This window comes from Streptomyces aureus, from assembly GCF_000725495.1.
Classification (GTDB): Bacteria; Actinomycetota; Actinomycetes; order Streptomycetales; family Streptomycetaceae; genus Streptomyces; species Streptomyces aureus_B.
In genome coordinates, this window is record NZ_JNZD01000004.1 from 724,706 (window position 1) to 748,242 (window position 23,537).

A 23,537-nucleotide genomic window follows, 5' to 3' on the forward strand; every position below is an offset into this window, starting at 1 on the left:
TTGCCTCAGAGGCAAAAGCTCGGCGGATGCGCCACACCCGCCCGCACCCGCCCGCGTCCCGTGGTCCGCGGCCCCTCCGTCAGCCGCCGTCAGCGGATCTCAGCGGTTGGCCACCGCCTGCTTCACCAGCGTCTTCCCGAAGTCCCACATCAGCCCGCCGCCGCTGTGGGCGTCCTCCATCACGGCGGTGAAGGCCTCCACGAACCGGTCGACGTCCCGCTCGTCGACGACCAGCGGCGGGATCAGCTTGATCACCTCCAGGTGGTCCCCGGAGACCTGGGTGAGGATGCGGTGGCGCTGGAGCAGCGGGACCACGACCATCTGCGCGAACAGGCCCTTGCGCGCGGCCTGCAGCATGGTCCAGCGGCTGCGCAGCTTGAGCGAGGTGGGCCGGCCGAACTCGATGCCGATCATCAGCCCCCGCCCGCGCACCTCGCTGAGCAGTTCGTACCGGTCGACCAGGGCGGCGAGCCGGGACCTGAGCAGTTCGCCGGTCATCCGCGCGTTGGCGACGATCTGCTCGTTCTCCATCACGGAGAGCACCGCGAGGCCCGCCGCCATGGCCTGCGCGTTGGAGCCGAAGCTCGCCGAGTGCACGAGGACGCGGTCCATGGACGAGTAGACCTTCTTGAAGATCCAGTCCTTGCCGATGGTCGCGCCCACCGGCACATAGCCGCCCGAGAGGGCCTTGGCCACGCACACCAGGTCCGGTTCGACGCCGTCCTCGTGCTGGTAGGCGTAGAAGTCCCCGGTGCGGCCGAGGCCGGTCTGCACCTCGTCCGCGATGAGCAGGGCCTTGTGCCGGTGCAGGAGGTCCTGGGCGGCGCGCAGATACCCGGGCGGGGCCGTGTGGACGCCCTTGCCCTGGATGGGCTCCACGATGAGCGCGGCGACGTCGCCCTTCCTCAGCTCCCGCGCGAGGGCGTCGAGGTCCCCGAGCGGCACGGCGGTGTCGGGCAGCAGCGGTGCGAAGCCGTCGCGGAAGCCGTCCTCGCCGTTGACCGACAGGGAACCGGTGGTCAGCCCGTGGAAGGCGTGCGAGCAGTACAGGATCCTCGGCCTGCCGGTGGCGTACCGGGCGAACTTCAGCGCGGTCTCGACCGCCTCCGTGCCGCTGTTGCCGAAGAACACCCGGTCCAGGTGCGGGCTGTGGGTGAGCAGCCGTTCCGCGAGCAGTCCCGGCAGCGGCTGGCAGTCGAAGCGGGTGAGGTCGGCGAGGGAGGCGTCGAGGACGTCGTGCAGCGCCTGCCGGACGACGGGGTGGTGGCGGCCGAGGCCCATCACGCCGAAGCCGGCGAGCATGTCGAGGTAGTCGTTGCCGTCCGCGTCCCAGAAGTGGGCGCCCTCGGCCCGCTCGTAGACCTTGTCGAAGCCGATGGTGTGCAGCATGCGCGGGAGCTGGTGGTTCAGGTACTTCGTGTGCAGTTCGTAGCGCTCGGCTCCGCGCTCGGCGAGGAGGGCGCCGAGGTCGAACTCGCCCTTGCGGGCCGGGTCGGTCATTCCGGTTTCTCCTTGGACGGCGCTTTCCCGGCCGGCCGGTCGGCGGCCTGTGCCGGCTCGTTCTCGGCCTTGGCCCGCTCGTCCCGGACGGCCAGCGAGGCGCTGATCCGCCCGGCGATCTCCACGGGCGTGAGCCCGATGTCGGCGAGCACCTCGGACCGCTTGGCGTGGGCGAGGAACTGCTCGGGGATGCCGAAGCGCCGCACGGGCACGTCGACCTCGGCGTCCGAGAGGGCCAGTGAAACGGCGGCGCCGACGCCCGAGGCCCGGCTGTTGTCCTCGACGACGGCGAGGAGCCGGTGGCCGACGGCGAGGCGGGGCAGCTCCGGGTCGACGGGCTTGACCCAGCGCGGGTCGACGACCGTGCAGCCGATGCCGCGGGACTCCAGCAGGTCGGCGGTCTGGAGGCAGACCGGGGCCATCACGCCGACCGAGACGAGCAGGACCTCGGGGCGCTCGCCGCGGTGCAGGACGTCGAGTCCGCCGACCCGGTCCACCGCGGGGACGACCGGCCCGACCGACTCCTTCGGGAAGCGGATCAGGGTCGGCGCGTCGTCCACGGCGACCGCCTCCCGCAGCTGAGCCTTCAGCTGGTCGGCGTCACGCGGCGCGGCGATCCTGAGGCCGGGCACGACCTGGAGGATCGACATGTCCCACATGCCGTTGTGCGAGGCGCCGTCGACTCCGGTGACCCCGGCCCGGTCGAGGACGAAGGTCACACCGCAGCGGTGCAGGGCGACGTCCATGAGGAGCTGGTCGAAGGCGCGGTTGAGGAAGGTCGCGTACACGGCGACGACGGGATGAAGACCGCCGGTCGCGAGTCCGGCCGCGGAGACCGTGGCGTGCTGCTCGGCGATGCCGACGTCCCACACCCGGTCGGGGAATCTCTCGGCGAACTTCCCCAGCCCGACCGGATGCAGCATGGCCGCCGTGATGGCCACGACGTCCGCCCGCTCCTCGCCGATCCTGACGATCTCGTCGCCGAACACCGAGGTCCAGGACGGCCCGTTGGAGGGTGCGAGGGGCTCGCAGGTGAGCGGGTTCATCACCCCGACGGTGTGGAAGTGGTCCTCCTCGTGCGCGATCGCCGGTTCGTAGCCGCGCCCCTTCTCCGTCAGACAGTGGATGAGCACGGGGCCGTGGAAGCGCTTGGCGCGGCGCAGAGCGGACTCCACCGCTCCGACGTCGTGCCCGTCGATCGGCCCCACGTACTTGAGCCCGAGGTCCTCGAACATGCCCTGCGGCGCGAAGGCGTCCTTGAAGCCCTTCTTCGCGCCGTGCAGCGACTCGTAGATGGTGGTGCCGACGAGCGGGGTGCGCAGCAGGACCTTCTTGCCCCAGGCGAGGATCTGCTCGTAGCTGTCGGTCGTCCGCAGGGTCGCGAGATGGTTGGCGAGCCCGCCGATGGTGGGGGCGTAGGAGCGTTCGTTGTCGTTGACGACGATGATCAGGGGGCGGTCCTTGGCCGCGGCGATGTTGTTCAGCGCCTCCCAGGCCATGCCGCCGGTCAGCGCGCCGTCGCCGACGACCGCGACGACGTGGCCCTGCCCGCCCTGCACCTGCCGTGCCTTGGCGAGTCCGTCCGCCCAGCCGAGCGCCGTGGAGGCGTGGCTGTTCTCGATGACGTCGTGCTCGGACTCCTCGCGGGAGGGATAGCCGGACAGGCCTCCCTTGCCGCGCAGCTTGGAGAAGTCCTGGCGCCCCGTCAGCATCTTGTGCACATAGCTCTGATGACCGGTGTCCCACAGGATGCGGTCGACGGGCGACTCGAAGACCCGGTGGAGGGCGATGGACAGTTCCACCACTCCCAGGTTGGGTCCCAGGTGTCCGCCGGTCCTGGCGACCGCGTGCACCAGGAACTCCCTCACCTCTTCGGCCAGTTCACCGATTTCCGCCTCGGACAGCGCCTTCAGGTCGCGTGGTCCCCGGATGTTCTCCAGAATCGTCACGTCGGGCCCCCTCTCGGTCCGTGCTGATCAGCTCACGGTGACGGCCGGTTGCCCGGACGCGACGCCGTCGTTCTCCATCTGCTCGGCGAGCTTCATCGCCTCGTCGATGAGGGTCTCGACGATCTTCGACTCGGGGACGGTCTTGATGACCTCGCCCTTGACGAAGATCTGGCCCTTGCCGTTGCCGGAGGCGACGCCGAGGTCGGCCAGCTTGTAGACGTCGACCTGCGCGCGCCCGCACGACGGGCAGGAGACGATCTCCAGACGCCGCCGGCGCAGTCCGAGCGACTCCAGGATCTGGATGCCGACCTTGCACTCCTCGGCGGGCGGCGCGCTCAGCGAGACCCGGATGGTGTCGCCGATCCCTTCGGAGAGCAGCGCGCCGAAGGCGACGGCCGACTTGATGGTGCCCTGGAAGGCGGGGCCGGCCTCGGTGACGCCGAGGTGGAGCGGGTAGTCGCAGGCGTTGATGTCCCGGAAGCCGTGCTCCTCGAAGAGGGACGCCTCCCACAACGCCGACTCCACCAGGGCCTCGGGCGTCGCCTTGCCGTACTTCTGGAGGAGCCGCTTGTCGAGCGAACCCGCGTTGACCCCGATGCGGATCGGGATCCCGGCATCCTTCGCGGCCCGCGCGATCTCCTTGACCTGGTCGTCGAACTGCTTGATGTTGCCCGGATTGACGCGGACGGCCGCACAGCCCGCCTCGATCGCCGCGAACACGTACTTCGGCTGGAAGTGGATGTCCGCGATCACCGGGATCTGGGACTTCTTCGCGATCGTGGCGAGCGCGTCGGCGTCGTCCTGGGTGGGACAGGCGACACGGACGATCTGGCAGCCGGACGCGGTCAGCTCGGCGATCTGCTGGAGCGTGGCACCGACGTCCGAGGTACGGGTCGTCGTCATCGACTGCACGGACACGGGGGCCCCGCCGCCGACCGCCACCGGTCCGACCTGGATCCGCCGCGAGACGCGGCGCTCCGCGATCGGCCGGACCGGCACCTCGGGCAGGCCCAGGGACACGGCGGTCATGACCTCACCCGCGGCTTTCCGTGAACGTCTCGCGGGCGGCCCGGATCGATTCCTTGAGGGAGCCCATGGTGGCGAGGACGGCGGTCGGCTCGTAGCCGCAGTGCGCCATGCAGTTGGCACACCGGTCGTCCTTGCCGCGCCCGTAGGAGTCCCAGTCGGTCTCCTCCAGAAGCTGCTTGTACGTCTGCACGTAGCCGTCGCTCATCAGATAGCAGGGCCGCTGCCAGCCGAAGAGCGAGTAGCTCGGGATCGCCCACGCGGTGCACGGGAAGTCGACCTTGCCCTCCAGGAAGTCCAGGAAGAGCGGGCTCTGGTTGAGCCTCCAGCGGCGCCGGTTGCCTCCCGCGAAGGCCTTCTTGAACAGTTCCCGGGTCTGCTGGACGCCGAGGAAGTGCTCCTGGTCGGGGGCCTTCTCGTAGGCGTAGGCGGGCGAGAGCATCATCTCGTCGACCTTCAGGTCGTCGTTGAGGTAGTTCAGCACCTCGATGACGGTCTGCGGGGTGTCGGTGTTGAAGAAGGTCGAGTTCGTCGTGACCCGGAAGCCGCGCCGCTTGGCCTCCTTGATCGCCTCGACGGCCTCGTCGAAGACGCCTTCCTTCGCGACGGACTCGTCGTGCCGCTCGCGCAGCCCGTCGATGTGCACGGCCCAGGCGAAGTAGGGCGAGGGCTTGAACTTGTCCATCTTCTTGCGCAGCAGCATCGCGTTGGTGCAGAGGAAGACGAACTTCTTCTTCGCCACCAACTGCCGCACGATCTCGTCGATCTGAGGGTGCATCAGCGGTTCGCCGCCGGCGATGGACACCATCGGCGCGCCGGATTCGAGGACCGCGCCCACCGCCTGGGCGACCGGCATGCGCTGCTTGAGCACACCGGCGGGGTGCTGGATCTTGCCGCAGCCCTCGCACGCGAGGTTGCAGGCGAAGAGCGGCTCGAGTTCGACGAGCAGGGCGAACTTGTCCCGCTTCCGGAGCTTCTGTTCAAACAGGTACGCAGCGACCTTCATGGACTGCCGAAGCGGCATGGCCATACGGCTCACCTCCGAGGGAGCGACAAAGAACGGTGCCATTCGAAAAAAGCGGGAAGCACGGTACGAAGAACGCGGAAGGCTGATATTCCACCGCGGAACGTGCCGATTCGGACGAGTTCATGTTCTGGAGCATCCACGACCACCCGGACGGCCGCAACGGGACGGGGGCCCGGGCGGACGGCGCCGAGCAGCGTGGCCGCCGACTCCATGTCGACGGCGATCGCGCCGGTGGCGAGCAGGGCGGAACGTTCGTGGCCGCGGACCACGTGATCGGACCCGGTGAGCGGCCCCGTGTGGACGGTGCGGCCCGGTACGGCGCGGGCGATCTCCTTGACCAGCAGATCGGTGCCGGTGCAGGGCGTGGTGCCGGCCGGGTCCCGGGTCTCCTCGGCCACGACCAGGTCACCGGGGTGCATGCCCGGGGCGAGCCCCGCGCAGAAGCCGGTGGCCAGCACCGCCGCCGAGGCCAGCGCCGGGTCGGCGAGCACCCGGGTGACCGACCGGTCGGCGGCCCTGGGGCCCATCCCGGTGCGCAGCACGGTGACCGGCCCGCCCGCGCCGCTCCGGTCGCCCAGGCGCAGGGCGAGGTGCTCGATGCCGAGCGCGCAGGCGATCAGGAGCGGGTCCGGGGCGGGCAGCCTGTCCATCAGCCCCCCTCGGCCGCGGAGAAGGGCTCGCCGTGGACGTAGCGGCCGAGCGCGGTGAGCGGGAAGACCTGGCGATAGAGGTGGTAGTTGATCGAGAAGTCCCAGGGGAAACCGGTCCCCGTGAAGTACGGCTCGTCCCAGGTGCCGTCGGACAACTGGGTCTCGGCGAGCCAGACCACTCCGCGCTCTACGGCCTTGGAGTCCCGCTCCCCCGCCGCCAGCAGGGCGAGCAGCGCCCAGCCGGTCTGGGAGGCGGTCGAGGCCCCGCGTCCGCTCCAGCCCGCGGTGTCGTCGTAGGAGCGCAGGTCCTCGCCCCAGCCGCCGTCCTCGTTCTGTACGGACTCCAGCCAGGCCACCGCGCGGCGCAGCGCCGGGTGCGAGCCGGGCAGCCCGGCCGCGGCGAGGGCGGGTACCACCGACCCCGTTCCGTAGATGTAGTTGACGCCCCAGCGCCCGAACCAGGAGCCGTCCGGCTCCTGGTGGGCGAGCAGCCACTGGATGCCCCGGCGGGTGCGCGGGTCGTGCGTGAGCCCCTCGACCGCCAGCATCTCCACGACGTGCGCCGTGACGTCCGCGGAGGGCGGGTCGATCACCTCCCCGAAGTCGCAGAACGGCAGCCGGTTGGGGAAGGCACTGGTGTTGTCGACGTCGAAGGCGCCCCAGCCGCCGTCCTTGGACTGCATGCCGAGATTCCAGCGGACCCCGCGTCCGATGGCGTTCTCGACGCGGTCCGGGTCGTGGTGCCGGACGCGGCGCAGCGCGAGGACGACCTCCGCGGTGTCGTCGATGTCGGGGTAGTTGTCGTTGTGGAACTCGAACGCCCAGCCGCCCGGCGGCAGTTGGGGCCGCTTGACGGACCAGTCGCCGGGTCGGACGATCTCCTCGCCCAGCATCCAGTCGACGGCCTTGACGAGCTGGGGGTGGTCGGCGGGCACGCCCGCGTCGGCCAGCGCGATGGTCGCCAGACAGGTGTCCCACACCGGCGACTGACAGGCCTCGATCATCCGGGCTCCGTCGTCGCGCCACACGGCGAAACGGTCCAGTGACGCGAGCCCCTCGCGCATCACCGGGTGTTCGAGGTCGTAGCCGAGCAGATGCAGCGCGATGACCGAGTAGACGGCCGGGGGCTGGATGCCTCCCCAGCAGCCGTCGTTCTCCTGGCGCTCGATGATCCAGCGGCCGGCGGTGTTCATCGCCGCTCTGCGCAGCGCGCGCGGCGCGACTCTGCGGTACTGGTGCAGGACCTTGTCCATGCGCTGGAAGAACCCGTCCCAACTGGCCACCGGGGCAAGGGGCCTGACGGGATGGGGGCGTCGGGCGTCGGTGTGCAGCTCGTCGAGCGGGAAGGGCGCGGGCCGCACCGGACGCTTCGCCGAGACGATGGTGAGCGGCACGATGGTCTGCCGCGCCCAGCACCCGAAGTCGTAGATGTTGAGCGGCATCCACTTGGGCAGATAGATGAGCTCGGGCGGGAGTTCGGGCAGGTCGTCCCACTTCCACCAGCCGAAGAGAGCGAGCCAGATCCGGGTGAAGACACGGGCCGCGGCGATACCGCCGTGCCCGCGGATCCACGCGGCAGCCTTCGCCATGTGGGCCTCGTCCGGGTCGTCCCCGGCCAGCCGCAGGGCGACGTACGCCTCGATGGTGGTGGACAGCTCGCCCGGACCTCCGTAGAAGGAGGCCCAGGTGCCGTCCTCGCGCTGCTCACCGCGGATGAACAGCGCCGCGCCGCGGGTGGTCGGCTCGTCACGGATGCCGAGGAACTGGCGCAGCAGCAGGTCCTCGGCGTCCATGGTCACGTTCGTCTCGAGGTCGCCCTTCCACCAGCCCTGGGCGTCCTGCCGAGCGAGCAGGAAGTCCGTGGCGCGCTCCATGGCGCGCGTGGCGGCGTCTCGGGTCTCGACTGTCCCGGCCGCCTCGGGAGTCGTCTCGCGTACGGTCTCGTTGGCCGAGGCAGCGCGGGGCGGCAGGGCCCCGGTGCTTCCGTCGGTCGTCGCTGTCATGGCTTCCCCTTCGTGCAGTGGTGTCTCTCTGCTGTGGGTCCGCCGTCGGCCGGTGCGTTCGTTCGGATGGATATCCCCCCGCTCGAACGTGGTTCGAAGCTTGGGGAAGGCACCGGCCGGCGACTACGCGAGGTTTATTCGACCGATAACGATCATCTCTTCCGCACGACGACGAAGTCGGCCAGCGCCACGAGCTGGGCACGGACCTGTTCGGGCATCGGTACGGCGTCCAGCGCCTCGATGGCGATCGCGTGCTGGCGGCGCGCCTCGCCGGCGGTCCACTCACGGCCACCCGCCTCCTCGATCAGCGCCGCGCGCGCCGCGAACTCCTCCTCGGAGAAGTTCTCGAAGTCGCTGGCCTTGGCGTCCTCGGCGAGCAGGTCGCCGAGCCGCTCCGAGGCGGCGCCGCCCGCGGCGAGCGCGGCCACGACCGGCAGGGACTTCTTGCGCTGGCGCAGATCGCTCCAGGTCTGCTTCCCGGTGGCCTCCGGGTCGCCCCAGATGCCGAGGAGGTCGTCGACGGCCTGGAAGGCGAGGCCGAGGTGGTAGCCGTAGCGCTCCAGCGTGTCGGCGGTCAGGTCGTCGGCGCCCCCGAGGACCGCGCCGATGGAGCAGGCGCAGGCGAGCAGGGCGCCGGTCTTGTTGCCCTCCATCTCCAGGCACTCCTCGACGCTGACGCGGTCGCGGTGCTCGTAGGAGATGTCCTGGGCCTGGCCGTCGATCAGGGCCCGGGTGGCGGTGGTCAGGCGCCGGGTGGCGCGGCCGGCCTCGACGGTGCCGAGTTCCAGGAGGACCTCGTTGGCCAGCGCGAACAGGGCGTCGCCGACGAGGATCGCCTGGGCGGGACCGTGCACCTTCCAGACGGTGTCGCGGTGGCGGCGCTGTTCGTCGCCATCCATCAGGTCGTCGTGCAGCAGCGAGAAGTTGTGCACCAGTTCGACGGCGACCGCGCCGGGGACGCCCACCTCGGGGGCGGCGCCGGCGGCCTGCGCGGAGAGCACGGCGAGCGCGGGGCGCACCGCCTTGCCGCCGTCGCCGTCCGCGGGGTTGCCCGCGGCGTCGATCCAGCCGAAGTGGTAGGCGGCGACGGTGTCCATGGGCGGCGCCAGCCGGTCGACGGCTGCCTTCAGCACCGGTGTGGCCAGGGTCCGGCCGCGCTCCAGGAGCGCGGTCACGTCCACCGCGTCGGCAGCCGCTTCGGCCGGGGGCACAGTGGGCACAATCTCTCCTCTTGTTGCGGTACGGGGGGTGCGGGGGCCTGCCAGGCTCCGGTCGAGCGTCATGCCGCCTCCTCGAAGAGTCCGAGGAGATGGTCGCGGGGCCGGCCCAGGGCGCTCAGCGCGGCGTCCGCCGCACCGACTCCACTGCGAACCGCACTCTCCATGGTTGCGGGCCACCCTGTGGCGGTCCACGCTCCGGCCAGGTAGAGGCCGGGGGCTCTGGTACGGGCGCCGGGCCGCAGCCGCCCGACTCCCGGGGCGGGGGCGAACGTCGCGGTGCGCTCCCGGGTCACGAAGAAGTCCTTCACGCCGGCGCCGCGCGCGCCGGGCAGCAGCCGCTCCAGCTCCGGCAGGTACCGCTCCCGCAGCACGGCAACGGGCTCGTCGATCTCGTCCTGCGCGGCCGACTGCGACAGCGCCAGGTACTGCCCCTCGCGCAGCCCGGACGCCTCGGTGCGGTCGAAGACCCACTGCACCGGGGAGCCGAGGGCGGCGAAGAACGGCGCGGTCATGACCGTGCGGTCGTAGACGACGTGGACGTTGAGGATCGGCGCGGTGCCGATGTCCAGGAGCCGCTCGGGGGCGTCGAGCGCTCCCTCGGGCAGCAGGCCGTGCGCCTCGCGCTGGGGCACGGCGAGCACGACGGTGTCGGCCTCCAGGCGCTCGCCGGGAACCTGAACGCTCCAGCGGCCGTTCCCGTAAGGGGAGACGGAGGTGACTCGTGTACGGATCTCGGTGCGTACGCCCGCGGAGTCGAGCGCCTTGCGGGCCAGGGTGTCGTGCAGTTCGCCCAGCGGGACGCGGGCCCAGCCGATGTCGGCCGCGCCCGGGTCGGACAGCAGACCCGTCTTGAACACCATCGCGGCGAGCCCGAGCGAGGAGTCCTGGGCCACCGCGTTGAGGGTGGCGACCCCCACGAGGTCCCACAGTGCCTCGACGGCACGGCGTGACTGACCGTGCGCGGCGAGCCAGTCGCCGAAGTTCTGCGCGTCCAGTGCCGGATCGGTGAGGTCCAGGCCCTTGAGCGCGAGCGCGGCACGGCCGACTCTGGCACGTTCGGCGAGCGAGAGGTGCGGATACGTCGCGAGGCTGCGCGCGAGGTGCAGCGGAACGGGCAGCGCGGTGCGGCCGATCCTGCCGAGCCGTCGTCCCGGCGGTGCCTCCAGATCGAGAACGGGCACGTCGAGACGATCCTGCAGAGGCGCGAGACCGGTGGCGTCGACGCGGTCGAGGAACCAGCGGTAGGCGGTGCAGCAGCGCAGGAAGACGTGCTGTCCGTTGTCCACGGTGAGCTCGCCGCGCTGGAAGGAGAACGCGAGACCGCCGAGGCGCGGCCGGCTCTCCAGCAGCGTCACCCGGACCCCGGCGTCGGCCAGCGCGAGCGCGGCGGTGGTCCCGGCGAGCCCGCCGCCGATCACCACGGCGGTGGCCCGGCCGGAGTCGTCACTGGACTCGACCTCGCTCATCACGCACCCTCCCCTGCGGCCGTGCCGCGATGGTCTGACCATCGACGGCGGGCCGTTGCAGTCAGGGACGCGGCCGGGCTCCGGAGGGTTGCCTGCCGCTTTTCGTCGCCCGCATCACCTTGGTCCATTTGGTCCATCAAACACGCGTCCATTCAGACACGCCTCCGGACGGTGCGCCGGGAGACGTGCCGGGCGTCGAGACCGGACAGGCCGCGCACCGCGACGTACGCCTTCTCGCGCCCCGGCAGGGACACCCGGCCGCGCAGCACGGCCTCCGGCTCGCGCTCGATGCGGTCGAGGAGACGCCGGTAGATGCCCGCCATGGCCGCGACGCAGGCGCCGCTGCGCCGGTCCAGCATCGGCAGCAGCCGGTAGCCCTCGGCGAACAGAGCGCGCGCCCGCCGCACCTCGAAGTGGACGAGGCCGGCGAAGTCGGAGCCCTGCGGCGGGTTCGGTCCGTCGAAACCGGCCGAGCAGCCGAACTTGGCCAGGTCGTCGGCGGGCAGATAGGTGCGTCCGCCCTCGGCGTCCTCGCGGACGTCCCGCAGGATGTTGGTGAGCTGGAGCGCGAGCCCGAGCGTGTCGGCGTACTCCGGCGCGCGCTCGGCTCCCCGCGCCCCCGGTTCGGTGCCGAAGACGCCGAGCGAGAGCCGCCCGATGGCCCCGGCCACGCACCGGCAGTAGACCTTCAGGTCGTCCCAGGTCTCGTACGTCTCACCGCGTACGTCCATCAGCACGCCGTCGATGAGCTCGTCCAGGCCCCCGAGGGGCACCGGGAAGTACTCGGCGGTGTGGCTGAGGGCGACCGCGACCGGGTCGGTGTCGTCCTCGTCGACGGCTCCCGCGCGCACGCGGGCGAGCAGCGCCCGGGTCTCCTCCAGGCGCGTCGCCTTCACGTCCGGCGCCAGCGTGCCGTCACCGATGTCGTCGACGCGCCGCGAGAACGCGTAGAGCGCCGACATCGCACGGCGCTTGGACGTCGGCAGCAGCCTGATGCCGTACGCGAAATTACGGGCCTGCTGGCCGGTCACCGCCTCGCAGTAGCTGTACGCGGCGAGTACCGGTGCGGACACGTGCTGTTCCGACTCCACGGTCCGGATCACCCCTCTCCTCGCAGAGTCACTCCCACCTCGCGCAGCAGCTGGAGCTTGCCGGGCTTGGGCGGGCCGGGTAGTACGTCGTATTCGACGGCGGCGATCGCGCGGACCGCCGCCTTTCCCCCCGCGACGAACCCCGCGAGCAGCAGTTTCAGCCTGCCGTGGACGCTACCCACGAGGGGGGTGCCTTCATTCAGGAGGTTCAAGGCGCGTTCTGCTTCGTATGCAACCAGTGCTCGCACCGATGCGCCTGCCGTGGGGACGGCGAGATCCGCTTCGGTCACGTGGAAGCGCTTCATGTCCTCGGCGGGCAGGTAGACACGGTCGCGGCCGAGGTCCTCGGCCACGTCCTGGAGGTGCTCGACGATCTGCAGGCCCGTGCACACCGCGTCGGAGCGGCGGACCCGCTCGGGCGTGGACGTGCCGGTGACGGCGAGGACCAGACGGCCGACGGGGTTCGCGGACAGCTCGCAGTAGGCGAGGAGGTCGTCGAAGGTCTCGTAGCGCTGGACTAGCTGGTCCTGGCGGTTGGCCGCGATCAGGCCGAGGAAGGGCTCGGGGGTCAGCCGCGCACGGCGGACCGTGGGCTGGAGCCGACGCAGCAGCGGGTGGAGCGGGACCGCGTCGAACACCCGGTGAAGATCGGCTTCGAAGGCGTCCAGGAGGACGAGGCGGTCGTCGGCGTCCGCTTCCGCCACGCCGAGCAGGCGCGCGTCGGCGCCGCCGGGGGCGAGGTCGCCGTCACCGATGTCGTCCACGAGCCGGGCGAAGCCGTAGACGGCCATGAGGTCGTCACGCCAGGCCCTGGGCAGGAAGAACGGGGCCACGGGAAAGTTCTCGGCCGCGGCTTTGTCGAGGGTGCCGCGCTCCGGATCGCCGGTGCGGGCCGTCCCGGCTTGGGTCACCGCTCGCCGCCCGGCGCGAGGACGGCACACGCATCGCGGAGCTGGAGAGTCACCGTAGCCATTGCCGTCACATCTCCCGTTCTACACTGCCGACCCAACCCTGCCCATTTCGGACACGCCGCCCGGAGATCCGCCTCGGCGTGACGGTGCCGGGTGTCGCGTATTATCGCCCTACTTGACGCGTTTCGGCACCGGTACAGCTTACGTTGTACAACGCGGCACACTCCGCCGGGGTGTCCTGCACATCACAACAACACACCGATTGGCGTCAAGATTCCCCGCGCCGACGGGAGTTGGCGTTTCCTTTGCAGACGCAGGGCCCCGCCGGAGCGTTCCGGCGGGGCCCTGGGCGAAACGGGCTACTTCCCCGTGAACTTCTCGTACTCCTTGAGCACGTCCTCGGTCGGGCCGTCCATCCGCAGTTCCCCGCGCTCCAGCCACAGCACGCGGTCACACGTGTCACGGATCGACTTGTTGTTGTGGCTCACCAGGAACACCGTGCCCGCGCTCTTGCGCAGCTCCCGGATACGGGCCTCGGACCGCTTCTGGAAGGAGCGGTCACCGGTGGCGAGGGCCTCGTCGATCATCAGGACATCGTGGTCCTTGGCCGCCGCGATCGAGAAGCGCAGCCGGGCCGCCATGCCGGAGGAGTACGTCCGCATCGGCAGGGTGATGAAGTCGCCCTTCTCGTTGATGCCCGAGAAGTCGACGATCTCCTGGTAGCGCTCCTTGACCTGCTCGCGGGACATGCCCATCGCGAGCCCGCCCAGGATGACGTTGCGCTCACCGGTCAGGTCGTTCATCAGCGCCGCGTTCACGCCGAGCAGCGAGGGCTGGCCGTCGGTGTAGACCTTGCCCTTCTCCGCGGGCAGCAGACCGGCGATGGCCCGCAGGAGCGTGGACTTGCCGGAGCCGTTCGAACCGATCAGGCCGATGGCCTCGCCGCGGTAGGCGGTGAAGGAGACACCCTTGACGGCGTGGACCTTGCGGACGCCCCGCTCCTCGCCGCGCTTGAGGATGCGGCTGAGGGCCGCGGTGGCGCTGCCCTTGCCGGTCTTGGCGCCGTTCACGCGGTAGACGATGTGCAGTTCGTCCGCGATGACGGTCGGGATGTGCGACCTCTTCTCGAGCTCAGCCACGGCCGTACCTCTCTTCAGCCTTCCAGAAGTAGACGAAACCGCCGAGGGACGTGACCACGGCCCAGAAGACGGCGATGGCCCACACGTGCGGCGGCAGGTGGGAGGCGCCGTAGCCGTCGATGAGCGCGAAGCGCATCAGGTCCATGTAGACGGCCGCGGGGTTCGCCTGGAGCACCCGGGCGATCCACTCGGGGCGGCCGGCCAGCATGGTGCTGATGGAGAACATGACACCGGAGGCGTACATCCAGGTACGCAGGATGAACGGCATGAGCTGGGCGAGGTCGGGGGTCTTGGCACCCATCCGCGCCACGATCAGCGCGAGCCCGGTGTTGAAGAGGAACTGGAGGAACAGCACCGGAACGATCAGCAGCCAGGACAGGCCCGGGTAGCTGCCGAAGCCGATCGCCACGACGAACAGCACGATCATCGAGAACAGCAGCTGCTGGAGCTGCTGGAGGGCGAACGAGACGGGCAGCGAGGCCCGCGGGAAGTGCAGCGCACGCACCAGGCCCAGGTTGCCCGAGATCGCCCGGACGCCTGCCATCACCGAGCTCTGCGTGAAGGTGAAGACGAAGACACCGGTCACCAGGAACGGGATGTACACGTCGTGCGACATGCCGCGGTTGGCCTTGAGGATCAGGCCGAAGATGAAGTAGTAGACGGCCGCGTTGAGCAGCGGCGTCGCCACCTGCCACAGCTGGCCGAGCTTGGCCTGGCTGTACTGGGCGGTGAGCTTGGCCTGCGAGAAGGCGAGGATGAAGTGCCGCCGGCCCCACAGCTGACGGACGTACTCGGCCAGTCCGGGCCGGGCACCGCTGACCGCGAGGCCGTACTTGGCGGCCAGGTCGGCCGCGGACAGCCCGTCGTCGGGCGAGGGGCGGTCGCTCACGGCGATGCCGCCGTCATGCGTCGTACTCACAAGGGGATACTTTCGTCTTCGAGAGGCGCACGGCCGGCCGGGCCACGGCATGTGCCGGGGACCGGGTTGTGCCCGGGTGCTCTCAGGATCGAGCTTGTCAGATGACCGGAGGCCGGCCCAGTCGGGTCAGCCGCCACACCGTGCGCCACCTCATGGGACGCCTCGGTCCGCACGGACTCCTCCAGCCTTCCCGGAATCCGCCGAACCAGGCCCGCAACGCGGCCCGCGAGGGGCGGCGCAGCAGCGTCAGGAGCATCCAGACGCCGAGGTAGACCGGGACGAGGGGGGCGGGAAGGTTGCGGCGCGCCAGCCAGACGCGGTTGCGGGCCACCATCCGGTGGTACACCGCGTGCCGTGACGGGGCGGTCGTCGGGTGGTACAGCACCATGTCGGAGCGGTAGTCGATCATCCAGCCGGCGTCGAGGGCCCGCCAGGCCAGGTCGGTCTCCTCATGGGCGTAGAAGAACGCGTCCGGGAGTCCGCCGACCTCGGCGATGACCTTCGTACGGACCGCGTTGGCGCCGCCGAGGAACGTGGTGACGCGGGAGGAGCGCATCGGGTCCGAGGCGCGCAGCCTGGGCACGTGCCGGCGCTGGGTCTCCCCGGTCTCGGGGTCGGCGATGCGGAAACTGATGATGCCGAGCTCGGGGTCGTCGGCGAAGGCGCGGCGGCACAGTTCCGCCGTGTCGTGGCGCGCGAGCAGGCCGTCGTCGTCCAGGAAGAGGAGGACGTCCACGTCGGTGCCGCCGGGTCCGAAGGCCTCGATGCCCACGTTCCGGCCGCCGGGTATGCCGAGGTTCTCGGACAGCTCGACCGTCCGGACGCCCTCGGGCACCTCGGGGACGGGTGAGCCGTTGCCGACCACGACCACCTCGACACGGTCGCCGTCCTGCTTGGCGACCGAGTCGAGCAGGGCCCTGAGCTCGTCGGGGCGGTTGCCCATGGTGATGATCACCGCGCCGACCCTCGTCGCCGTACTCACTTGAGCCTGCTGGAAGCGAGAATGGACACCAGGTGCAGCACCGTCTGCAGGAGCGCGATGGCGGCGAGCACGGCGGTGCCGAGCCGGGTGAAGAACAGGTCGCCCCTGACCTGGTCGGCCACGGCCAGCAGCAGGATCAGCAGGGACGCCTCGATGCCGAGGATCAGCCGGTGGAACTTGAGCGCCGCGGCGGCCCGGCGGGCCAGCGCCACGCCGGAGGAGCGGGGCTCGGACGCGGACTCCTTGACCGGCGGCAGGCCACCTTGGTGGCGGGCGACGCCGACGAGGTCGGTCTCCGCCTTGACCAGGATGGCGCCGAGGGCCGCCAGCGTGCCGAGGAAGGCCCACAGCCAGTCGACGCGTCCGCCGCCCCACAGGTCGGAGGCCCGCAGACCGAGGCCGACGAGCACGGCGGCGTCGGTCAGATAGGCGCCGACACGGTCGAGGTAGACCCCGCCGAGGGAGTACTGCTTCTTCCAGCGCGCGATCTCGCCGTCGACGCAGTCGAGCAGCAGATACAGCTGGACCATCACCACGCCGAGCACCGCGCCCGCGATCCCCGGCACCAGCAGGGCGGGGGCCGCGAGCACGCCGCAGAGGGTCATCAGGTACGTGAGCTGGTTGGGCGTGATCCTGGTGTTCACCAGGTAGCGGTCGCAGCGCAGCGAGATCTCTCGCATGTACAGGCGTCCCGCCCAGTGCTCACCGCTGCGCCGGTCCTTCACCCCGGGGGGATGAACGACGGGGCGGAGTTCAGCTACCGATGGCCTTGGCATAGTCGGAGTAGATGTCCTTGATCTGGTGGGTTTTCAGGTCGAGATGTTCGAGGATCGTGTACCGGCCGGGCCGGGTCTGCGGAGCGAACTCCACGACCTGCACGAACTCGTCCACGGTGAAGCCGATCTCCTCGGGCAGCACCGGCAGTCCGTGCCGCCGCAGCACCTCGGCCATGAACGCCGCGTCCTCGTGGGCGCCGCGCAGGTACATCGCGAAGGCCGCGCCCAGACCGCACTGCTCGCCGTGGCTCGCCGCGCGCTTCGGGAAGAGGAGGTCGAAGGCGTGGTTGATCTCGTGGCAGGAACCGGAGGCGGGCCGGGAGTCGCCGGAGATCGACATCGCGATGCCGGTGAGGACGAGCGCCTCGGCGAGCACCTGGAGGAAGTCGTTGTCGCCGACGCCGCCGGGGTGCCGGAGCACGGCCTCGCCGGCCTGGCGCGCCATGGCGGCGGCCAGTCCGTCGATCTTCTCGCCCTTGACCCGGTTGGACAGCTCCCAGTCCGCGATCGCGTTGATGTTGGAGACGGCGTCCCCGATGCCCGCCCGGACGAACCGGACCGGCGCCTCCCGGATCACGTCGAGGTCGATGACCACGGCGATCGGGTTCGGCACGCCGTAGGAGCCGCGGCCCGCGTCGTTGTCGAGCGTGGCGACCGGCGAGCACAGTCCGTCGTGCGCGAGGTTCGTGGGCACCGCGACCAGCGGCAGCCCGACCCGCGCCGCGGCGAACTTGGCACAGTCGATGATCTTGCCGCCGCCCAGGCCCACGACCGCGTCGTAGTGGCCGGCCCTTATCTCGCCGGCCAGCCGGATGGCGTCGTCGAGCGTGCCGCCGCCGACCTCGTACCAGGTGGCGCCGGGCAGCGCCGGGGCGATGCGGTCGCGCAGCCGCGCGCCCGAGCCGTTGCTGACCGCGATGGCCAGCTTGCCCGAGTGCGAGATGCGCTCGTCGCTGAGCACGCTCGCCAGGTCGTCCAGGGCACCGGGACGGATGTCGACGACGACCGGCGAGGGGATGAGCCTCGTCAGTACTGGCACGCGATCTCACGTCCCTTGGCGAGGTCGTCGTGGTTGTCGATCTCGACCCACTTGACCTCGCCGATCGGCGCGACGTCGATCCGGAAGCCGCGGTTGACCAGTTCCTGGTAGCCGTGCTCGTAGAACTGCTGCGGGTCGGTCTCCCACACCGTCTTCAGGGCGTCGGCCAGCTCGGCCGCGGCGGCGCCCTCGATGAGGGTCACACCGATGTACTCACCGGTGGCCTCGGACGGGTCCATCAGCTTGGTGATCTTCTGGACGCCCTTGTCGGGGTCCACGACGACCTTCATCTCCTCGTCGGCGAGCTTCTTCACCGTGTCGAGGGCGAGGATGATCCTCTTGCCGTCGCCGCGGGCGGCGAGCAGCGTCCGCTCGACGGAGACCGGGTGCACGGTGTCGCCGTTGGCGAGGATCACGCCGTCCTTGAGGGCGTCACGGCCGCACCACAGGGAGTAGGCGTTGTTCCACTCCTCGGCCTTGTCGTTGTCGATCAGGGTGATCTTGAGGCCGTACTTCTCCTCGAGGGCCGCCTTGCGGTCGTAGACGGCCTCCTTGCGGTAGCCGACGATGATGCCGACCTCGGTCAGGCCGATCTCGGCGAAGTTGCCGAGGGTCAGGTCCAGGACCGTGATGGAGTCCTCTATGCCCGCGGGGCCCACCGGCACGAGAGCCTTCGGGAGGCTGTCGGTGTAGGGGCGCAGACGCCGTCCGGCGCCGGCCGCCAGCACGAGGCCGATCATGCGGGTTCTCCTTCATCGTGTACGGCGGGCGCCCCGGAGGACACCCAGAAGCGGATGCTCTCGACGAGCACCAGCAGCGCCACGGCCACGGCGAGTGCCGTGAGCGCGACCTTGAACTGTGCGGCGGTGAGCAGCGCGGCCAGGACGGTGACCAGCAGCGTCCTGCCTTCGTGCCCGCCGATCGCCCGCACCAGCCAGTGCGGGGGGGCTCCGGCGTTCCCGCGAATGCGGTACACCGTGTCGTAGTGATGGTAGGCGACCGCGGCCACCAGGCCGAAAGCCGCCGGAAGCACCCCGTTCATGCCGGCGTTGACCGCCAGTGCCAGAACGGTGAGGTACTCGGCCGCACGGTAGAACGGCGGGACCAGCCAGTCCAGGGCGCCCTTGAGGGGCCTGAGCAGGGCGGCCGGCGACAGCAGGACGTACACGGCCGCGCCGACCACGGGCAGCCAGCCGCCGTACGGCGCGAGTGCGGCGCATGTCACGACGACCGCTCCGGCGACGAAGGCGACCACGGCGGGGGCGACGCGCGGCAGCCGGCCGGCGAAACGGGTCAGGGACTCGGCGAGCGGACCGGAGTCGGTGAGGTCCACCAGGGCCCCGGCGGCACGGTCCGTGCGGCTCGCCTTGCGGGTCAGCGAGCGCAGGACCCGGCCCGCCGTGGTGTAGGTGGCCGCGAAGGCGCAGCCGGCCAGCAGCGCGTAGAAGGTGATACGGGGGGTCGTCAGCGCCGTCAGGACGGCGATCATCGCCCATCGTTCGCCGATGGGCAGGACTATCATCCGCCGCACCCAGACCGTCCAGCCGACGCTGTCGAGCTTGTCCGAGAGGGCCGCCGTGGGGCTGGTGTTGGCCGTGGCGTCGTGGTTGGCCTCGTTGAAGGAGAAGTCCACGACGTGCCGGCAGGTCTGCAGGATCATCGCGCCGAGCGCGAGCGCCCACACGTCGTCGCCGCCGCGGGCCGCGCCGAGCGCCAGTCCCGCGTAGTAGGCGTACTCCTTGGCGCGGTCGAAGGTCGCGTCGAGCCAGGCGCCGAGCGTCGAGTACTGCAGGGAGTAGCGGGCGAGCTGCCCGTCCGTGCAGTCCAGCACGAAGGAGAACAGCAGCAGCACACCGGCCGCGACGAAGCCGGCGCGGGTGCCGGTGGCGGCGCAGCCCGCGGCGATCAGCGCGGTGATCAGCGAGGCGGTGGTGACCTGGTTCGGGGTCAGGCCGCGGCGGGCGCACCAGCGGGCGATGTAGCGCGAGTACGGGCTGATGCAGTACGTGGTGAAGAAGCCGTCGCGGGCCTTGACGGCGCTGCGCAGCCGGACGGCCTCGTCGTCCACGGCCAGGACGGCCTGGCGGACGCCGTTGCGCTCCTGCGGATCGGCGGGGACCGAGGCGACGAGGGTGCCGAGCTCCGGCCGGTACACGGTGAGGTCGTCGGCCTCCAGTGCCTCGCCCAGACGCCCGGCGAGGTCCTCGGGCGCCGCCGCGCCGCTGCCGGCGGCCACGCTCTCCCGGGTCAGGGCCCGGGTGAGCGCGCGCCGGGCCTCGGGCTGCACGGACACGGCGCCGGGAAGGGCGGAGGCCGGGAAGCGGGGGTCGGTCAGGCCGAGGCGCAGGGCGTGGACGTGCCCGACGAAGCGGGCGTCCACGACGGCGACCCGTTCGCCGGCCGGTACGGCGGCGAGCAGGGTCTCGGTCTCGCCCGCGTCGGACGCGTGACGCACGTCGAAGCCGAGCGACCGCAGATCGCCTTCGAGCGACGATCCGGGGACCGGCTGGCCGGTGAGGATGGCGGTCGGCAGCGAACTCACTCCCTGGGTGCCGGCGCGACCTGGCGTCCGGCGTGTGCGTGGTGGGACGGCCGCCGGCTCATGGCGGCGGCCCCGGCGGCATGTCGGCAGAGGCTATCGGATGAACGGAAGCGGGCGTTCACCGCCTGTTCACGGCCCGATCAACCGATTTTGTCCGGCGCGCGCCGCGATCATCATCGGGGATCCCGGGCCCCCGTCACAAACGCGGTCGCACGGACCGGAACATTCCCGGCACCGCGTGCGACATCTCACCTTCCCCGGGAACGGGGCACACCGGACACGGCCGCGGACCCGCATAGGGTGTCCGACCATGACATGGCTGATCACAGGCGGAGCCGGATACATCGGGGCACACGTGGCGCGGGCGATGGCGGAGGCCGGGGAGCGCGTCGTCGCCCTCGACGACCTGTCGTCCGGGATCCAGGACCGGCTTCCGGAGGGCATCCCCCTCGTACGGGGGTCGTCGCTCGACGGCGATCTGCTCAAGCGGGTCATGGCCGAGCACGCGATCACCGGTGTGGTGCACCTCGCCGCCCGCAAGCAGGTCGGCGAGTCCGTGGCCCAGCCGACGCGCTACTACCAGGAGAACGTGGGCGGTCTCGCGACGCTGCTGGAGGCGGTGGCGGAGGCGGGCGTCCGCCGGTTCGTCTTCTCCTCCTCTGCGGCCGTCTACGGCAATCCCGACGTGGACCTCATCGCGGAGGACACCCCCTGTGCCCCGATGAGCCCCTACGGCGAGACGAAGCTCACCGGCGAGTGGCTGGTGCGGGCGGCCGGGCGGGCGCACGGGATCTCCACGGTGTGCCTGCGCTACTTCAACGTGGCGGGCGCCTCCGCGCCGGAACTGGCCGACACCGGGATCTTCAACATCGTCCCGATGGTCTTCGACCGGCTCACCCGCGGCGAGGCCCCGCGGATCTTCGGCGACGACTACCCGACCCCGGACGGCACCTGCGTACGCGACTACATCCACGTCGCCGACCTCGCCGAGGCGCACCTCGCGGCGGCCCGGCGGCTGACGGACGGGGCGAGCGGCGACCTGACCGTGAACATCGGCCGCAGCGAGGGCGTCTCGGTGCGGGAGCTCGTGACGCTCATCGCCGAGGTCACCGGAAACCGCACCCCGGCCCTCGTCGAGGCGCGCCGCCCCGGCGACGCCCCGCGCGCGGTCGCCTCGGCCGCCCTGGCCGAGCGGGAGCTGGGCTGGAGCGCCCGGCGCGACGTGCGCGAGATGGTGGAGTCGGCCTGGCGGGGCTGGCTGCTGCGCCACCCCGGCGCCGCCGGCGCCTGATGCCGCCGACGCTCTGACCTGCGGATCGTTTCCGCAGGTCAGAGCATATGACAACGGTGTTCAGTGCCGCGTTGCCCGATACCCCCCGGCCGTAGTTGACTGGCACGACCGAGCGGAAAACAGGAGGCGGCTTTCATGGGGGCTGGGCACGACCACGGGCACGCGCACGGCGCGCCCCCGGCCGGAACGGCGACCGCCGCGTACCGCGGGAGGCTGCGCGTCGCGCTGGCGATCACGCTCACCGTCATGGTCGTGGAGATCTTCGGCGGTCTCGTCGCCGACTCCCTCGCGCTGGTCGCGGACGCGGCGCACATGGCGACGGACGCCCTCGGTCTGGGGATGGCCCTGCTCGCGATCCACTTCGCCGCGCGCCCGCCGAGCGAGAAGCGCACCTTCGGCTACGCGCGGGCCGAGATCCTGGCCGCGCTCGCCAACTGTCTGCTGCTGTTCGTCGTCGGCGGCTACGTGCTGATCGAGGCGGTCCAGCGCTTCATCACCCCGGCGGACACCCACGGCGGGCTGACGATCGCCTTCGGTGTGTTCGGCCTGGTCGCCAACTCCGTCTCGCTGATGCTGCTGATGCGCGGGCAGAAGGAAAGCCTGAACGTGCGCGGCGCGTTCCTGGAGGTCGCCGCGGACGCGCTGGGCTCGGTCGCGGTCATCATCGCCGCTGTGATCATCATGACCACCGGCTGGCAGGCGGCGGACCCGATCGCCTCGATCGCCATCGCCCTGATGATCGTCCCGCGCGCCTGGAAGCTGCTCCAGGAGACGCTCGACGTGCTCCTCGAGGCGGCGCCCAAGGGAGTCGACATGGCGGAGGTGCGGGCTCACATCCTCGCCCTGGACGGCGTCGAGGACGTCCACGACCTGCACGCCTGGACGATCACCTCCGGTATGCCGGTGCTGTCCGCGCACGTGGTCGTGAGCTCCGACGTCCTGAACGCGATCGGCCACGAGAAGATCCTGCACGAGCTCCAGGGCTGCCTGGGTGTCCACTTCGACGTCGAGCACTGCACGTTCCAGCTGGAGCCCAGCGGCCACGCCGAGCACGAGGCGAAGCTCTGCCATTGAGCCTCTGCCCCCGGGGCAACCCCGGCGCCGACACCGCGGAGGTGTACGCGATGACCGCCGCCGCCTTCGGACCCGCCGCGGAACACGGAATCCGGGCCGGTTTCGACGTGCCGTCCGAACATCTGATGGCCCTCGTCCTGGACGATTCCGTGCCGGTGACGCCGGGCACGCTCAGGTATCCGGCCGCGTTCGGCGTCTGACCCACGCGCGCCGCGTGTCCCGCCCCGGAGCACCGGGGCGGGACATGCGGAGAGACGAAGTGCCGGGAGTGCCGGTTTCGTACGGCAGACTTGGGGCTGGAAAACCGATGCGAAGGATGGGTATGCCGATCACACCTGCCACCGCGACGCACAGTTCGTCGAACGGCACCGCGGACGCGATCTTGCTGGAACTGGTCGACGAGGACGGCAACACGATCGGCACGGCGGAGAAGCTCGCGGCCCATCAGGCCCCGGGCCAGCTGCACAGGGCGTTCTCGGTGTTCCTCTTCGACGAACACGGCCGGCTGCTGCTGCAGCAGCGCGCGCTCGGCAAGTACCACTCCCCCGGCGTCTGGTCGAACACCTGCTGCGGCCACCCCTACCCGGGCGAGGCGCCCTTCGCGGCGGCGGCCCGGCGCACGTACGAGGAGCTCGGGGTCTCCCCGACGCTGCTCGCCGAGGCGGGCACGGTCCGTTACAACCACCCGGACCCGGACTCGGGCCTGGTGGAGCAGGAGTACAACCACCTCTTCGTCGGGATGGTGCAGTCGGCGCTGCGGCCCGACCCCGAGGAGGTCGGCTCGACGGCCTTCGTGACCGCCGCCGAGCTGGCGGAGCGGCACGCGAAGGACCCCTTCTCGGCGTGGTTCATGACGGTGCTGGACGCGGCCCGTCCGGCGATGCGGGAGCTGACGGGGCCGTCCGCGGGCTGGTAGCGGCGCCGCCGGACGC

22 protein-coding genes are annotated in these 23,537 nt (G+C 71.0%); 4 read left to right on the plus strand and 18 right to left on the minus strand.

Translation table 11 applies throughout. The features are described from left to right. Window positions 1–99: 99 nt before the first annotated feature. The 18 genes from IO36_RS09320 to IO36_RS09400 all read right to left on the minus strand — a co-directional run bounded on the left by IO36_RS09320 (window position 100) and on the right by IO36_RS09400 (window position 20,231). The gene (locus tag IO36_RS09320; protein ID WP_037617996.1) at window positions 100–1,500 is read right to left on the minus strand and encodes an aspartate aminotransferase family protein; all 1,401 of its coding nucleotides are present in this window, start codon (window positions 1,498–1,500) and stop codon (window positions 100–102) included. Continuing rightward, the gene (gene dxs, locus IO36_RS09325) at window positions 1,497–3,449 is read right to left on the minus strand and encodes a 1-deoxy-D-xylulose-5-phosphate synthase (protein WP_037617998.1); all 1,953 of its coding nucleotides are present in this window, start codon (window positions 3,447–3,449) and stop codon (window positions 1,497–1,499) included. Before dxs ends, IO36_RS09320 begins: the two co-directional genes overlap by 4 nt. A gap of 27 nt (window positions 3,450–3,476) precedes the next feature. After that, a complete protein-coding gene (locus tag IO36_RS09330; RefSeq protein ID WP_037618000.1) occupies window positions 3,477–4,478 on the minus strand; it encodes a flavodoxin/ferredoxin-dependent (E)-4-hydroxy-3-methylbut-2-enyl-diphosphate synthase in 1,002 nt (333 codons plus the stop codon). A gap of 4 nt (window positions 4,479–4,482) precedes the next feature. Beyond that, complete coding sequence (gene hpnH, locus IO36_RS09335; RefSeq protein ID WP_037618001.1) at window positions 4,483–5,505, minus strand: adenosyl-hopene transferase HpnH; 1,023 nt, start codon at window positions 5,503–5,505, stop codon at window positions 4,483–4,485. Between the two features lie 5 nt (window positions 5,506–5,510). Next, the gene (locus IO36_RS09340) at window positions 5,511–6,152 is read right to left on the minus strand and encodes a phosphorylase family protein (protein ID WP_037618003.1); all 642 of its coding nucleotides are present in this window, start codon (window positions 6,150–6,152) and stop codon (window positions 5,511–5,513) included. Then, window positions 6,152–8,155 (minus strand): squalene--hopene cyclase, encoded by a 2,004-nt coding sequence (shc, locus tag IO36_RS09345; protein ID WP_037618004.1) that lies wholly within the window; start codon window positions 8,153–8,155, stop codon window positions 6,152–6,154. Before shc ends, IO36_RS09340 begins: the two co-directional genes overlap by 1 nt. Window positions 8,156–8,307: 152 nt before the next feature. Further along, window positions 8,308–9,375, minus strand: coding sequence for a polyprenyl synthetase family protein (locus IO36_RS09350; protein WP_037618006.1), 1,068 nt, complete (start codon window positions 9,373–9,375; stop codon window positions 8,308–8,310). 59 nt (window positions 9,376–9,434) lie between these two features. Next, complete coding sequence (gene hpnE, locus IO36_RS09355; protein ID WP_037618009.1) at window positions 9,435–10,841, minus strand: hydroxysqualene dehydroxylase HpnE; 1,407 nt, start codon at window positions 10,839–10,841, stop codon at window positions 9,435–9,437. Next, the gene (locus IO36_RS49305; RefSeq protein WP_425535512.1) at window positions 10,841–10,993 is read right to left on the minus strand and encodes a DUF6380 family protein; all 153 of its coding nucleotides are present in this window, start codon (window positions 10,991–10,993) and stop codon (window positions 10,841–10,843) included. The genes hpnE and IO36_RS49305 overlap by 1 nt, the downstream gene beginning before the upstream one ends. After that, window positions 10,994–11,944, minus strand: coding sequence for a presqualene diphosphate synthase HpnD (hpnD, locus tag IO36_RS09360; RefSeq protein ID WP_037618011.1), 951 nt, complete (start codon window positions 11,942–11,944; stop codon window positions 10,994–10,996). It lies immediately after the preceding gene. Further along, on the minus strand, window positions 11,941–12,843 hold the full coding sequence (gene hpnC, locus IO36_RS09365) for a squalene synthase HpnC (protein ID WP_037618013.1): 903 nt from the start codon (window positions 12,841–12,843) through the stop codon (window positions 11,941–11,943). Before hpnC ends, hpnD begins: the two co-directional genes overlap by 4 nt. A 359-nt stretch (window positions 12,844–13,202) precedes the next feature. After that, on the minus strand, window positions 13,203–13,982 hold the full coding sequence (locus tag IO36_RS09370; protein ID WP_037618016.1) for an ABC transporter ATP-binding protein: 780 nt from the start codon (window positions 13,980–13,982) through the stop codon (window positions 13,203–13,205). Beyond that, window positions 13,975–14,952 (minus strand): ABC transporter permease, encoded by a 978-nt coding sequence (locus tag IO36_RS09375; RefSeq protein ID WP_051900188.1) that lies wholly within the window; start codon window positions 14,950–14,952, stop codon window positions 13,975–13,977. The genes IO36_RS09370 and IO36_RS09375 overlap by 8 nt, the downstream gene beginning before the upstream one ends. Window positions 14,953–14,998: 46 nt before the next feature. After that, window positions 14,999–15,844, minus strand: a complete 846-nt coding sequence (locus IO36_RS09380) for a glycosyltransferase family 2 protein (RefSeq protein WP_051900263.1) — start codon at window positions 15,842–15,844, stop codon at window positions 14,999–15,001. 35 nt (window positions 15,845–15,879) lie between these two features. Next, the gene (locus IO36_RS09385) at window positions 15,880–16,659 is read right to left on the minus strand and encodes a CDP-alcohol phosphatidyltransferase family protein (protein WP_078943080.1); all 780 of its coding nucleotides are present in this window, start codon (window positions 16,657–16,659) and stop codon (window positions 15,880–15,882) included. After that, entirely contained in the window at window positions 16,637–17,698 is a 1,062-nt protein-coding gene (locus IO36_RS09390) for an iron-containing alcohol dehydrogenase family protein (protein ID WP_037618023.1), read from the minus strand. The genes IO36_RS09385 and IO36_RS09390 overlap by 23 nt, the downstream gene beginning before the upstream one ends. After that, window positions 17,686–18,438, minus strand: coding sequence for a phosphocholine cytidylyltransferase family protein (locus IO36_RS09395; RefSeq protein WP_037618025.1), 753 nt, complete (start codon window positions 18,436–18,438; stop codon window positions 17,686–17,688). The genes IO36_RS09390 and IO36_RS09395 overlap by 13 nt, the downstream gene beginning before the upstream one ends. Further along, window positions 18,435–20,231 carry a DUF5941 domain-containing protein gene (locus IO36_RS09400; protein WP_037618599.1) on the minus strand — a complete coding sequence of 599 codons (1,797 nt, stop codon included), beginning with the start codon at window positions 20,229–20,231 and terminating at the stop codon, window positions 18,435–18,437. Before IO36_RS09400 ends, IO36_RS09395 begins: the two co-directional genes overlap by 4 nt. A gap of 319 nt (window positions 20,232–20,550) precedes the next feature. Here IO36_RS09400 and galE point away from each other — a divergent pair, with 319 nt between their 5' ends. From galE to idi, 4 genes are all read left to right on the plus strand, one after another. Beyond that, on the plus strand, window positions 20,551–21,531 hold the full coding sequence (gene galE / locus IO36_RS09405; RefSeq protein WP_037618027.1) for a UDP-glucose 4-epimerase GalE: 981 nt from the start codon (window positions 20,551–20,553) through the stop codon (window positions 21,529–21,531). A 135-nt stretch (window positions 21,532–21,666) separates the two neighbouring features. Beyond that, window positions 21,667–22,605 carry a cation diffusion facilitator family transporter gene (locus IO36_RS09410; protein ID WP_037618029.1) on the plus strand — a complete coding sequence of 313 codons (939 nt, stop codon included), beginning with the start codon at window positions 21,667–21,669 and terminating at the stop codon, window positions 22,603–22,605. Next, the gene (locus IO36_RS09415; RefSeq protein WP_051900191.1) at window positions 22,602–22,805 is read left to right on the plus strand and encodes a hypothetical protein; all 204 of its coding nucleotides are present in this window, start codon (window positions 22,602–22,604) and stop codon (window positions 22,803–22,805) included. The genes IO36_RS09410 and IO36_RS09415 overlap by 4 nt, the downstream gene beginning before the upstream one ends. Window positions 22,806–22,927: 122 nt before the next feature. Then, the gene (gene idi / locus IO36_RS09420) at window positions 22,928–23,521 is read left to right on the plus strand and encodes an isopentenyl-diphosphate Delta-isomerase (protein ID WP_037618030.1); all 594 of its coding nucleotides are present in this window, start codon (window positions 22,928–22,930) and stop codon (window positions 23,519–23,521) included. Window positions 23,522–23,537: the final 16 nt, after the last annotated feature.